Raw genomic sequence first — 13598 nt, 5'->3', positions numbered from 1 at the left:
GAAAACGTTTTTACAGCTCTCGCTGCTATCGTTCGCCAGCTAATTGCATGGTCACTTTGCCACGGAATCAGGTGGTCAACATCCCCGGAATATCAAGATTATGATGCGCATAAAAGCTATCGGCTATTGTTTTTTCTGCACGGCGCGGTAAGCAGTAATACCGGTTACCCGGATTATGCCGATGCAAGGGACACTAGTGGCTGGAACAGATATTACACCAAATACGCCACCATCAATAAAGTAATAATGGTATACCCCATGGGTAACCGAGATTATAACTGGATGTATCCGGACAATGGCTTTTATATAATTCCCGCTATGCTTAAGCAAATCAAGCAGGTAATTAACGTGGATGATAACAGGGTTTTTATCTCAGGACACTCTAACGGCGCGACAGGTTCGTTCTCTTACGCTATAAAACAGCCATCATTATTTACGGGCTTTTACGGTTTTAACACCAGGCCACGGGTGGCCACAGGCGGCACTTATATCAGGAATTTGCTCAACCGGTCGTGGTTTAATGTATCGGTCGACCAGGATTATTATTACCCACCAGCTGCACACGATTCGCTCGACAAAGTGATGAAAGGCCTCCATGCAGATTACCAGGATCATCGCTACAACGGTTTCCCGCATTGGTTCCCGCAGTTTAATGAATCGGAACCAGCCTATAAGTTATTGTTTGCCGACTTGACGATGCGTAAGCGCAATCCTTTCCGCCCCAATATTTCTTGGGAATGCGATGATGTAAAATACGGCCGCTGCGACTGGCTCAGCATAACGGCTTTAGATACAACTACAGCTGCAAAAGCTGCCTGGCAAAAGCCTATTAACTTTAGAATAAACAAATGGGTGGTGCTGGACAAAGAAGCCAAAGCCCACATAGTAGATACGATGATGAATGGCTTTGTTTACCGCAAACGCTCGGGTGCGGTAAAGGCAGCTTATAGCAACAATATATTTAACATAGAGACATCAGATGTTGGTGCAATACGAATTTACTTGTCGCCTGAGATGGTCGATTTTAAGAAACCTGTTGCTGTAACCATAAATGGCAAGCAAAGATTTAAAGGAAAAGTGATTTACAACAAGCAATTTATGACGGACGGATTTGAAGCAACTTTGGATAAAGCAGCACTTTGGGTAAACTATATTGATATTGTGGTAAAACCAAAAATTTAATAAAAAAGAAATGATCGTCTGGTGTACCACTAACAATTTAATGTACCCTATTTCTTCAATTCTTCTAAGAAATGGTTCGAAAAAAATCCAATAGGGTTCACGGTTTATTGAAGACTGAATTCAAAGCCTTGAATCGAAAGATTTGAGGCTTTCTGCGTTTTAATTATAGCTATCAACGACATCTAAGCAGTTGTAGTCCTTATTTATAATCTGTTAATTCAATGTGTGAAAAGTACAGATCCTAATCTTCTTTCAGATATAATCATATTATTATAAATATGATTATATCTCGCTATAATTTTAATTATGATTTTTGATTTAATACTTTAATTTTACTTGTAAAATAGCAATCATCAACCATGACAAATGAGGATTACCATTTCTTAAAAAATGGCGGTGAAATGGGAGAGTTAATCCGGTCAATAGATTGGTCAAAAACGCCTATCGGCCCGGTTGATAAATGGCCTCAAAGCCTACGCATAGCTACCAGCATCATGCTATCAACGCCATTTCCTATGTACATAGCCTGGGGCGATGATTATATTCAGCTTTACAACAATGGGTATCGACCCATCCTGGGTTCGTCTAAACACCCACAAGCTATGGGTATCAGCACCCGCGAAACATTTTCCGAGATATGGAATATCATCGGTTCTATGTTTGATGGCGTAATGAACGGCACTGCTGTAGGTTTTCCAAATTTTATGCTGCCGCTTGACCGAAATGGGTATATTGAAGAATGTTTTTTTGATTTTTCTTACAGCCCGATCTATAATGATGATGAAACGGTAGGTGGCGTACTGGTAACGGTTATCGAAACAACCGAAAATTTAAAAAACACCGAAAAACTTAAAGAGAGCAACGCTGCGTTAAAAAGCAGTGAGGCAAATTTGCGTAATCTAATAAGCCATGCTCCTGTGGCTATGGCTCTTTTTAGGGGACCTGAATATGTAATAGAGATAGTTAATCAGAAAGTGCTTGAGTTATGGGGTAAAACCTACGAACAGGTGATCAATAAACCGGTATTTGAAGGTTTGCCCGAAGTAATAGGACAAGGCATTGATGTATTGTTAGAAAATGTATTTTCAACCGGTGAAAGATTTATTGCTAACGAACTACCGGTTAATCTACTCAGAAATGGAGAATTACAACTGGTTTATTTAAATTTTGTATACGAGGCGCTAAAAGACAGCGACGGTAAAATTTACGGCATAGCTGCTGTTGCCATTGAAGTCACAGAACAGGTAGCTGCACGCCGAAAAGTTGAAGAGGTTGAGGAACGCGCCAGGTTAGCTATTGAAGCGGCAAAAATTGGAACATTTGAATACAATCTACTTGATGACACTGTTGTAACCTCACTGCGTTTTGATGAGATTATGGGCATTGACAATACTTCAGACCATAATCAATATTTGGCTGCCATTCACCCGGAAGATCTTTTGATACGCGGAAAAGCCTTTGAAAAAGCGTATGATACGGGCCGGTTATTCTATGAGGTGAGGGTTAAAAAAGGCGATGAGATCCGATGGGTACAAGCGGAGGGAAGGGTATACTATGAAAATGAAAATAAGCCATCCAGAATTTTAGGCACGTTGCTTGATATAACAGAGCAAAAATCGGATGAAATGCGAAAAAATGACTTTATTGGAATGGTCAGTCATGAACTTAAAACGCCGCTAACGTCCCTTACAGCCATTATACAGCTGGCGAATGTAAAGCTAAAAATTAGTGACGATAGTTTTCTTTCCGGAGCTATGGAAAAGGCAAACACGCAGGTCAAAAAAATGACCGCTATGATCAATGGATTTCTAAATATTTCACGTTTAGAATCCAGTAAAATTCAGATTGACCGGCAGGAAATAAACTTGGAGGATTTACTGGAAGAAACGATCAGCGAAATTGAATTAACAGTTACCAGCCACCAAATCCATTTTGAGCGTTGTAAACCAATAATGGTGAGCGCGGATCATGATAAAATATCTTCAGTAATTTCTAATTTAATCAGCAATGCTGTAAAATATTCTCCTAAAGGGAAAGATATTGAGGTGAAATGTATAGTAGTTGACAACAATGCTCAAGTAAGCGTCCGGGACGAAGGAATGGGCATCAAGGCAACTCATATCGATAAATTATTTGAACGGTACTATCGCGTGGAAAGTGATCACACCAGGAACATTTCCGGTTTTGGAATCGGGTTATATTTAAGCGCGGAGATCATCCAGCGACATGATGGAAAAATATGGGTTGAAAGTGAAACCGGAATAGGTTCTACTTTCTATTTTAGCTTGCCACTGACCCATGCTTCATGAATGTTTTGAGTTCAAAAACATCAATCTTTTGATCTGAGGTTTTGAGTTCAATGAGTAGCCCCAAAGGGAATGGAAGCACTTTTCAAAATACGGCTGTATGTCTCAAATTTCCCAATAAATGGTTCGATAAAAGCCCAATAGGGATTAATCCCCAACCATATGCTTTAACTTCTGAACGAAAACCAGCTCCATTTCTCACCATACACATTAGCCCAAGCAATGGTACCATTTATATAACCTGTAACGTCTAACACTTGTCTTTATACTCATCTTTCTGCGAGTTAAAAAGCTAGGCGAAATTATACCTTTATGCGTAAAGCAAGGTTAAATACCCGCCCGTCAATAGGCCCCCACACCGGTTTAAATATTGGATGAGTAACCGAGCCGGTATACAGGGGTTCGTAATTAGACTGTCTGAAATCACTAATATTTTCACAGTTTAGTACCAAGCTGATGTGTTGTCCAAACTTTCTCTCTATCATTCCTGCGGCAAAAAATGTATTGGGTACGTGCTCGTTGTTATAAATGTACTGATTAGTTTCATAACTAGACTCAACACCAAAACGCCATTTCCCTTCAATTTCATAAGCAATTGTAGTTGATAATTTATTTTGCGGACTGAACGCAAGGTAATTGCTAATAACGTCATTAGCTTGCTTCGATATGGTATGGTTAAAGCCAAAATATAGCTCAACTTCGTCTACCCTAAATCGCAAATAGGTATCTGTACCTATTGCATTAATTTTATTGTAAACGTTATTCAGGCTTACTGTGTTATCAGTGTTTAAGACGGGTGTAAGCGGGTTGCTAATACCGGTATAATATAATGCCTGATCAATATCCAAAGTTACATCATCACCTAATTTGAGGTGATAATTGACATCGAAGTTAAGGCCTTTTGAACGCTCACTTTTTAGCAAGTTAGTTACGGGTTGCAGGTTGCTATAACCGCCGGCTAAAGTTTCGGGGATTAAAATATTAGGCACCTTGTATCCTAAACCACCGCTTAAGCGTAGAGAGATGTCAGGAGCCGGCCGGTATAACAATGCCAATCGGGGTAATACAAACCAACCAAACTGATTGTGATGATCGGTTCGGAGCCCGCTTTCAAGCAAAACGTGATTGGTAACATGCCACCCGTCCTGTATAAATGCGCCGACGGTGTGGTAAGTATAATCGTTTAATGGCGTTGGGTCCGACTGTCCTTTTCGAAAGTACTCTCCTGTATAATTTAAACCCAGTACAACATCGTGTCTGTGGGCGTTAAAAAGTTCTGAAAGTTCTATATGATCAATTAATTGACTGCCTTTAAACCTGAAACCATCATCATTGGTCGTTAAACTATAATTGCTCGCGCTTCCTTTAAGGGTAAAATGATGTATCGAGTCCGGGTTATTTTGATAATGCAGGTCTATTGTATTACGCATCGAACGATTTTGCTCAATGTATTGATGTAAGGCATCCGGATGCTTATCAATCACCCGCATGTCGCCGCCCTGACGATCCTCGTAGCTAAGGGCATATCCGGCGTCTAAGCGGCTATGGTCGTTTATGTAATAGAACAACCTCGGATGCAATACCGTTGAATTAAGCTTGGCCACATCTGAGAAACTGTCTTTATTTACATCAAATGCATCCTGAACCGTTTGCTGAACTAATAGCGTAACACCAATTTTGTTAAACCGTTGAGCGTAGTAGCTGTTGACATTACTCTCTTTTAAAGTCGATCTGTTAAGGGTAAATGAAAGTTCGCGTTCTTTTTTAGGGGTTTTAGATATAAAATTGATTAACCCAGCAATAGCTCCGCCACCATATAGGGTTGATGATGATCCTTTTATAATCTCAATTTGTTTAAGATCTAATGGTGGGATAGAAAGTACGCCGAAATTGCCGGAGAAGCCGTCAAATAATGGAAGACCATCTCGTAGTAATTGAGTGTATCGTCCATCTAAACCTTGTAAACGTATAGTGGTGTTCCCGGTTACAGCCGACGTTTGCTGTACATGAATTACCGAAAGATCACCTAGTATACTAACCACATTGCCGGGTTTTACTTGATTTTCCTCCTCCATTTCCTCTCCGCCTAAAACCTCAACCTTACTGGGTAGATCTTCTATTCTGGAATTTGTGCGCGAGGATGATATCACTACCTCTTCTGTTACGTTATCGGCCTGGGACAGGGTGATGATAGGGATTTCTTTATCAGATGTTAATGGAAATTTTACGATGATGGCTTTGCTTGTATAGCCTACGTAACTGAAAATGATTGTTTGTTGGCCGCTCGGCACATTTTTTATTGTCAGTCGGCCCTGAGCATCGCTTGTAGTGCCGTTTTGGGTATTTTGTAGTCTTGCTACGACGCCCCGCAGGGCGGTCTTTGTAGTACTATCCTGTATTATCGCGGTGTAAGTGTTTTGGGCTTTTGCTAAACCGGCGCAACCTAAAAGTAAAACTGCTAAAATAAATTTCATTCGGGTAATCATAATAGATTCTAAGCGCTTGGTTTGGTAAGTTGTAAACTATTCATGCTGCATATTTTTTAATCGGATGGCCTTTAAGCTTTGAGTACCTTTTGAAATAATAGGTGCGGTTTAAAGCCTGACAATATGTTTATTAGGCTGCGGCAAAAGTAGGGGATTTAGCGCATTTACGCGCATTTGAAATTGTATAATTATTTGCCCACACCAGGTTTGGGACGATCAGTGTAAAGCCACTTTCAAATAAGAAATTCAAAATTTTTAATTTATAGGAGATATTAAAACCTTGAATTAAGATACAATAACACTAGTGTACCAGCCAGACCAATAAAAGATGCTGAATTACATGAACTCCTCAGCATCGCCAGAGAGGCAAACAGTCGCTTTGAGGTTACCGGCATGCTAATCTGCCTGCCCGAAAGTTTTATTCAACTCATTGAAGGCCCCCGCTCACATATTGAGCAACTTTATGAAAATATTGACAAGGACAAACGCCATTGGCGGGTAACCAAATTACGCGAAGGCTCAATAGACGAACGCTTTTTCCAGGACTGGGCAATGGCATTTAAAAAGCAGGACCTAAGTCCCACTGAACTAGACATTGTTGGTTTGCAGGACCACCGGGTATTCCAGTTATTCGACATTTTAGAAGGCTGAGGTCAAACCTTTATTCTCAGGGGCAAGCTGTTTGTGCCATGGAGGTTTACGAGGTTTGTCGTTTCTACAGCCTACTCTCCCATCGGTTCCCAAAGCTCTATAGCGTTGCCTTCAGGGTCAAGTATATGCACAAATTTGCCGTAGTCGTAAGTTTTGATCTCGTCGGTTATGGTTACGCCGGCGGTTTTTAACTCCTCAACCAACGCCTCCAGGTTCTCTACCCGGTAGTTGATCATAAAGTCTTTTGTCGATGGTTCAAAGTATTTGGTGTCCTCCGCAAAGGGGCTCCATACGGTGCTGGCTTTCTTTTCAGGATCTTCGGCATCGCGCCACTCAAACACGGTTCCGTATTGAGATACAGGCAAGCCAAGATGTTGGGCATACCAATCGTTCATCGCTGCCGCGTCTTTCGCTTTAAAGAATATGCCGCCCAGGCCGGTTACTTTTTTCATGGTGAAGTCTTGTTTGATTAAACTAAGTTAAGTAATTGTTTGTAAAGGTGCACACGGCAAGCATGCGCCGGCTAATGGGGCAAGTTTCCCGCGCTTCAGTTGTTGGTCATAAGACACAACAACGGCCAACGCGCGGAACACCAACAAGGGCGCGGAAACACCGACAAGGGCGGAAGTACATTAGCATTCCATTATTTCGCTGAACACTTTTACTTTCAGGCAAAAAATTTTATATAAAATAGGCGTCATAAAGACAAATGAAAATATAATCGGCATGATAAATTCATTAGTGTATATACCAAATGCAAAAAATAACATTACCAAACCAATGTAGTGTGATAGCGGCGTTAAAAAGATTAATTCTGCATTCGTCTCCCCCTCGCGCGAGTCGCTGAATACGAATTTACCTTCTCCTATTCTGCTAGTGAAATCTGACCTATTTCTCTCTCTATCACTAAATTCGTCTTCAACAAAAATTATGTACCCTGATTTGCTATCGGTGACCCTATATGAGTTTTTAGATAAGTAGGTATACACTTTTCCTTCAAAAACGTCTTTAGGTAGTTTTAAGGTTGTTTGTATTCTATATTTTAAGTTCATAACAACAACGGCATTATCTTATTTCCTGGCGGCGACCGCAATTGCGTTTACACCTCCACAAAAAAAAGCCCAACCATAAAGTTGAGCTTTTCTATATCAAAAACAAATAATTTCTATTTCAGTTCAGCAGCAAAGCCACCGTTGCGTACCATTTTAATGGTGAATTTATCGCCTGCTTTTACCTGCTGGGTTTTCTTACGATAATCCATGGCCTGGCGGCCGGCGTTAATGCCATCTTCAAAATAAGTCATGGTGTAGGTTTTGCCTTGTGGTAAAAAGTCAAAGCTGATTGCTACATCGCGGGTTTGTTCTTTGTTGTTGGTTATACCGCCAACAAACCATTTGTCGGCTTTGCGCTTGGCAACTACCGTTACCTGGCCTGCGTCGGCAACCAGGGCTTTGGTTTCGTCCCAGGTTGTAGGTACGCTGGTCATAAACTCGGTACAATCCGCATTACGATAGTACAGCGTAGGGTTATCAGCAAGCATCTGGATCCCACTTTCAAACACCACAAACAAAGCCATCTGGTAAGCGCGTGTACCAATACTGCCGGCGTTAGGGCGTGCCGTACGGTAGCTCTCGGGCTGCGTGCTGATCATAGCGCCCGGGGTATAATCCATCGGGCCAACCGCGTTGCGCATGTAGGGGAACCAAACGCTGTTGTCAGGAATACAACCACCCATTTGCTCCATGCCACGCACGCCTTCGTACGATATCAGGTTAGGGTATTTATACTCTAAGCCAGAAGGTTTAAACGCGCCGTGGAAATCAACCAACATTTCATGCTTAGCTGCTTCTTTCACTACGTTTTCATAATAGTTAACCATCCACTGGTCGGCACGATCCATAAAGTCAATCTTAACGCCTTTAATACCCCACTCGTGCAAGGTTTTAAACAGGCCCATGTTTTTGTGTACCGTTAACCAGGTTAACCATAGTACAATGTCAACATTTTTAGTTTTGCCATAACGTATCAGCTCCTTAACGTCAACGTTAGGGTTTGGCGTGTAGGGGTCGGTAGTGCTCATCGCCCAGCCTTCGTCCATCACAATATATTTAATGCCGTATTTAGATGCAAAGTCAATGTAGTATTTGTAGGTAGCCAGGTTATAGCCCGATACAAAATTTACATCCGGTCCGTATGGTGCGGCGTCGTTCCACCACTCCCAGCTAGCCTGGCCGGGTTTAATCCAGCTGGCATCGCCAATAACACTTTTTGGCGCCAGCTTAAGCGTCATGGTGTTTTCTATTATCTTTTTATCATTATCAGTAATTAAAAAATAACGCCATGGCAAGTTGCGGTTACCTTTAGTTTTAGCAAAGTATTCTGCAGATTTAAGGATCTTTTCGCTACGGTCGCCATCAGGGCCAAACTCAAGCGGTGCTTTAGGGAACGTGCCTTCGGCACCGCTGCCGGTACCTTTTAAAAACATGCCTGCATAGTCTATCAGGTCCGACTCGCTGATCAAGATCTTGTATTTGCTTTTAGTGTCAATCAGGATTGGCATGTTCGACATTTTATCTGTCTGTTTCCAGGCAGATGATGCAATGTGCGTATACAGTTCCTCTGACGATGATTTAAAGCCACCTGTTTGTTGCAGGTTAACCTGGTAATCTTCGGGGAAGTTAATAGCAAAATCTTCATTCAACACTTCCATGTCGCCTTTTTTGCTGGTGATGATACGGTAAGCTATACCATCGTCAAACGCGCGAAACTCAACCGCGTAGTCGCCTTTAAAAGTTAGCAGTAACGAGTTATATACACTTCTTACCGTGCTAAATTTAATAGGGACAATAGGTTTAATGGTTTCGTCGCCTTTACCTGCTTTGCTTGACGTTAGCTTAGGGTTTTCGCCCAGCATGCCATCCTTTAAGCTCAGGCCCAAATGATTTTTGGTTAGCAGGTCTTTACCGCCTGCGCTAATAGTATAATATATTTTGTCGCTAAGGGTAATGGCCACTTTCATTTCGCCATTTGGCGATGCCAGGTTAATAGCTTTGCTTTGCGCAAAAAGTTGGTTAGCTGCTACGCAAAACAGCAGCACGCAGCAAATAAATTTGTTGATAAGCTTCATTTCGAAATTTTAATTGGTTTTAGAATACGGGCCTAAAAGTAATTTTTTTTACGGGTTATAGCTAATGCTTTTGTTTATTAACTGTTGCAAACGTTTGCGGATAAGGTTAATCGCTTTGTAGAGACGCAATGCGTTGCGTCTCCCACCTGACATTTGGACACGTACGGCAAGCAATACATGTTTTACATTAATTTTCACAAATGCCTGCCGCCGTAGAGACGCAATGCGTTGCGTCTCCCGTAGGACATTAAGACACGTAAGGCAAGCAATAAATGTTTTACATTAATTTTCACAAATGCCTGTCGCCGTAGAGACGCAATGCGTTGCGTCTCCCGTAGGACATTAAGACACGTAAGGCAAGCAATACATGTTTTACATTAATTTTCACAAATGCCTGTGGCCGTAGAGACGCAATGCGTTGCGTCTCTACGGCGATATTATTTTTAAATTTAACCTTACTTTTATTGATGCTATTCAGATCCCGCTGCCCTACCCCCGCCCCGGCGGCAAACGCTAATACGGCTTTAAACGCGACCCTAATATTTATTGGACACCGTACGTTAATGAGCCTGCGGAAAATTTGAAAAAAAATGGAAAATAACGCACTTACCCTTAGCAACCAACCTTGCTAAAATCACGTTTAACAATTACCTTATGATTTCGTTCAACATAGTTGGCGGACAGGACTAAATGTAAATAATTACGCAAATACTGTGCGCTACTGCTTTTGATAATTATTTTGTCGTTAACCCTTAGGCTTTGTAACTGCTGAATATCCCCGGGATCAAATTGAACAATATATGCCTGCCCATTAATACTAACCAAAACTCCTTGTATTGTTGATGCGTCTGCGTTTGTGCGCGAGGGGATAGAAAGAGACGTTACAACAGCCTCCATGTTGGTAAAAGCTGTTAAATTCTTCCTTATTTTATCCGCAGTGGCAAGCAATCTTTCGCGCTCAAAAGAAATTTCCCACTCTTTAAATATACCCCCGTAAAGAGAAGCCTTCCATTTTTTAGTTTCTTCACTGTCGGTTTTACTGCTAGTAGTAGATAATGGCTTTGGGGATGGCTTGTAAGATGTTTCTTTTTTGCTTTCGCGATTTGCAAATACAATTCCGCTTACCACAACCATTGGTAAGATCAGCGCATAAATTACTTTTTTCATATTCATAAAAGTTTATACAACAAAACTACCTTGATATCTTTCGGCACAACGAATTTGGATTGTAAATTAAAATGTAAACTTTGTAAATAAACTTTTGATAGGGAGCTTAATAGCGAAAGGTCTTACAAGTATCCATCCGGCCCATCGCTTTAGACCATCTTTGATTCCTGGTCATTTTTTAGGTGCGATAAGGTGTTTAAATCAAAAAAACATGCATAGGCTTTTCTGGCAGACCAAAATAAATTTTGAACTATGATCCATCTATCGTAATATTGCGATATACAATGGGGCTTACCAAAACACAAATATTCTCAAAAGAGCAAAATGAGCTGGCCGTGTTGCTTAAGGCAATGGCGCATCCGGCGCGTATTGCTATACTACAGCAAATAATTGGATCAAACGCCTGTATTTGTGGCGATTTGGTAGACGAGTTGGGTTTGGCCCAGGCAACCATATCACAACATTTAAAAGAACTAAAAAAAGCAGGGATTATTCAGGGTACTATTGAAGGCGTAAAAACCTGTTACTGTATTGAGCCTAAAACCTGGAAACGCTTACAGGATCGGTTTGCAGATTTAATGTCGGCACATAAAGGCGATGTAAACTGCTGTTAAAAAAAATTGAATAAATCAATCGTAATATTACAATTAAAGCTATGACTACAACAGACTTAATGAATTGGCAAGCTTTCAAAGCAGAGCTTATACAACACCCGGAGCTACACCTACAGTTTCAATATAGCCATAACCAACGGGTAGATGCATCGTACCACATCACAGAAATTAAACAGGCACCTATCACCTCGGTTGACTGTGGCGGAAAGATGAATAGCTGGACAGAGATCATTATCCAATTATGGGAACCTGCGAAAAAAGACGACGACAGGGCGATGCAAGTTGAAAAAGCACTTTCTATTGTTCAATTGGTTGAAAAAAGTTTACCCCTTAATCCCTTAGGGATTGTAAAGATAGAGTTTGGCAATTCGGCTTACGATACCCGGCAGATGTATCCCGGTGAAATTACCATAGAGGGCGAAAACCTGGTTGTTGATTTAAATCCTGATTTTACACAGTGTAAAGCCATTAACAGGGGCGGCAGCTGCGGTACTAATGATGCCGGCGAAGAATGCTGTACCCCAGCAGTGGCAGAGGCTAAACCCAAAATACAGCTTGTCAACCTTGTAAATGACAATCAGTGTTGCACCCCCGGCTCAGGTTGCTGCTAATGCTAACCAAGCTTATTAAGTATAAAAAGGCTGTCACCATAACAACAGCGGTGATCGTTTTACAGTTAATTTTTGGTTGGGATGCTAAATTTTGCATCATCAACCTGATATGGTTACTGTTTTAATTAAGATATGAAAAACGTTTTAGTACTATGTACAGGCAATAGTTGCCGCAGCCAGATTGCCGAAGGTTATCTTAAGCACTTTGCCGCAGAAAAAGCAACCATTTATAGCGCGGGGATTGAAACCCATGGGGTAAACCCTAAAGCGATAGAAACGATGAAAAGGGATGGGATAGATATTTCAAATCATACATCAAACAACGTCAATGAATATCTCGATATTGATTTCGACTACGTGATCACCGTGTGCGACAACGCGAAAGAAAGCTGTCCGCATTTCCCGTCAACCGCGGTTAAGCTGCACTATAACTTCCCCGACCCGGCAAAAGCTACAGGTACTGATGAGCAGGTGATGGAGCGGTTTGAAAAAGTGAGAGAAATGATTAAAGATTACATCCGGGATTTTGTTAAAGAAAACCTCTAAATACATAGGTTGTCATCCTAAGCGGTAGCGAAGAGTCTTCTATAAATAAAAGGTGTTTGCTTTGCTCAATAGGTGTAGTAGATCCTTCGTCACTCAGGATGACAATTGATGTTACCTATATTACAAAATCCGGCCCTGTTCGGCTGCCTCTTTCTCTTTACGCTGACCTATCATTATCCCGATAATTAAACCGAATGGGATACCCAGGCCTACCTTTTTAAACACTATACCTAACCCGGTGCCAATAGCCAGGCAGATAGCAAGCCATTGGGCTGCAATGGCGCCTTTTTTAACCAGGTTATACCGCTTTGTATATATTGCCCGTGACTCTTCTACCAATGCGAAATAAGTGTTGATGTTGGCTTTAAAGATATCGTTGGTTTCGGGCATTGCCGCTATCAGGGCATCTGTGTGGAGCTGAAACTCTGCAAAATCCTCGGGTGTTACCAAAAAGCGCGGTATTACCTCCAACAACCTTTCCGGGTAGTTAAGCTTATGTTTTTCTATTTCAGGATCGGTAAATAACGATGTCTTTACTTTTATCCGGCCGATAGCAGCCAGCTTCCAGGTATCAAATTCTTGGGTCATTGTTGAATTATATGAGTGATAAAACTAACCATTTTGTATAGATTTACTACGATTTTGGTAAACTTAATGCGGTTATATACGCTATTTCCCCCCTTTGCTTACCCGGAAATTCCGGTATAAAAAACGACGAGACCTTGTGGAATCTCCCGCTCATTTAAATTTGCAAGTCGGGTTCTTATCGCTTGGTATCCGACATCGTGCGCAAAACCGCAGCAAATTTTGCTTTTGACTTGTCCTGCTATAGGTTGACAAAACTGATGGACAAATGGACAAACAGAAACACAAACAAAAGATTATAGCTGAATACTTGCTTGGGGGTA

The 13598-nt window shown here is 41.3% G+C and carries 10 protein-coding genes and 1 pseudogene; 6 read left to right on the top strand and 5 right to left on the bottom strand.

Annotated features, from left to right (window positions below):
• Nucleotides 1-1182 (top strand): hypothetical protein (locus tag ACFSYC_RS19325; RefSeq protein WP_377130507.1); only part of this gene is annotated, 1182 nt, incomplete at its 5' end.
• Nucleotides 1183-1541: 359 nt separating this feature from the next.
• Nucleotides 1542-3491 carry a PAS domain-containing sensor histidine kinase gene (locus ACFSYC_RS19320; RefSeq protein WP_377130506.1) on the top strand — a complete coding sequence of 650 codons (1950 nt, stop codon included), beginning with the start codon at nt 1542-1544 and terminating at the stop codon, nt 3489-3491.
• A 299-nt stretch (nt 3492-3790) separates the two neighbouring features.
• Here the strand turns inward: ACFSYC_RS19320 and ACFSYC_RS19315 are convergent, their stop codons facing one another.
• Nucleotides 3791-5962 (bottom strand): TonB-dependent receptor, encoded by a 2172-nt coding sequence (locus tag ACFSYC_RS19315; protein ID WP_377130505.1) that lies wholly within the window; start codon nt 5960-5962, stop codon nt 3791-3793.
• A gap of 324 nt (nt 5963-6286) precedes the next feature.
• Here ACFSYC_RS19315 and ACFSYC_RS19310 point away from each other — a divergent pair.
• Nucleotides 6287-6625: pseudogene (locus tag ACFSYC_RS19310) on the top strand (BLUF domain-containing protein); the annotation flags it as partial.
• 71 nt (nt 6626-6696) lie between these two features.
• Here the strand turns inward: ACFSYC_RS19310 and ACFSYC_RS19305 are convergent.
• The 3 genes from ACFSYC_RS19305 to ACFSYC_RS19295 form a co-directional block, all read right to left on the bottom strand.
• Nucleotides 6697-7077 carry a VOC family protein gene (locus tag ACFSYC_RS19305; RefSeq protein ID WP_377130504.1) on the bottom strand — a complete coding sequence of 127 codons (381 nt, stop codon included), beginning with the start codon at nt 7075-7077 and terminating at the stop codon, nt 6697-6699.
• Between the two features lie 713 nt (nt 7078-7790).
• A complete protein-coding gene (locus ACFSYC_RS19300) occupies nt 7791-9752 on the bottom strand; it encodes a glycoside hydrolase family 97 protein (protein ID WP_377130503.1) in 1962 nt (653 codons plus the stop codon).
• A gap of 612 nt (nt 9753-10364) precedes the next feature.
• Entirely contained in the window at nt 10365-10919 is a 555-nt protein-coding gene (locus tag ACFSYC_RS19295) for a hypothetical protein (RefSeq protein ID WP_377130501.1), read from the bottom strand.
• A 284-nt stretch (nt 10920-11203) separates the two neighbouring features.
• On the opposite strand from ACFSYC_RS19295, the gene ACFSYC_RS19290 reads away from it, so the two are divergent.
• The 3 genes from ACFSYC_RS19290 (at nt 11204) to ACFSYC_RS19280 (ending at nt 12690) form a co-directional block, all read left to right on the top strand.
• Nucleotides 11204-11533 carry an ArsR/SmtB family transcription factor gene (locus ACFSYC_RS19290; protein ID WP_377130500.1) on the top strand — a complete coding sequence of 110 codons (330 nt, stop codon included), beginning with the start codon at nt 11204-11206 and terminating at the stop codon, nt 11531-11533.
• A 41-nt stretch (nt 11534-11574) separates the two neighbouring features.
• Nucleotides 11575-12144, top strand: a complete 570-nt coding sequence (locus tag ACFSYC_RS19285) for a DUF6428 family protein (RefSeq protein WP_377130499.1) — start codon at nt 11575-11577, stop codon at nt 12142-12144.
• A 132-nt stretch (nt 12145-12276) separates the two neighbouring features.
• Nucleotides 12277-12690: an arsenate reductase ArsC gene (locus ACFSYC_RS19280; RefSeq protein ID WP_377130498.1), complete on the top strand. Its 414-nt coding sequence runs from the start codon at nt 12277-12279 to the stop codon at nt 12688-12690.
• 120 nt (nt 12691-12810) lie between these two features.
• Here ACFSYC_RS19280 and ACFSYC_RS19275 read toward each other — a convergent pair whose 3' ends face one another.
• Nucleotides 12811-13278, bottom strand: a complete 468-nt coding sequence (locus tag ACFSYC_RS19275; protein WP_377130497.1) for a hypothetical protein — start codon at nt 13276-13278, stop codon at nt 12811-12813.
• Between the last annotated feature and the right edge of the window lie 320 nt (nt 13279-13598).

Source organism: Mucilaginibacter antarcticus (genome assembly GCF_042686155.1).
Classification (GTDB): Bacteria; Bacteroidota; Bacteroidia; order Sphingobacteriales; family Sphingobacteriaceae; genus Mucilaginibacter; species Mucilaginibacter antarcticus.
This window is presented reverse-complemented; position numbering and strand designations above follow the sequence as displayed.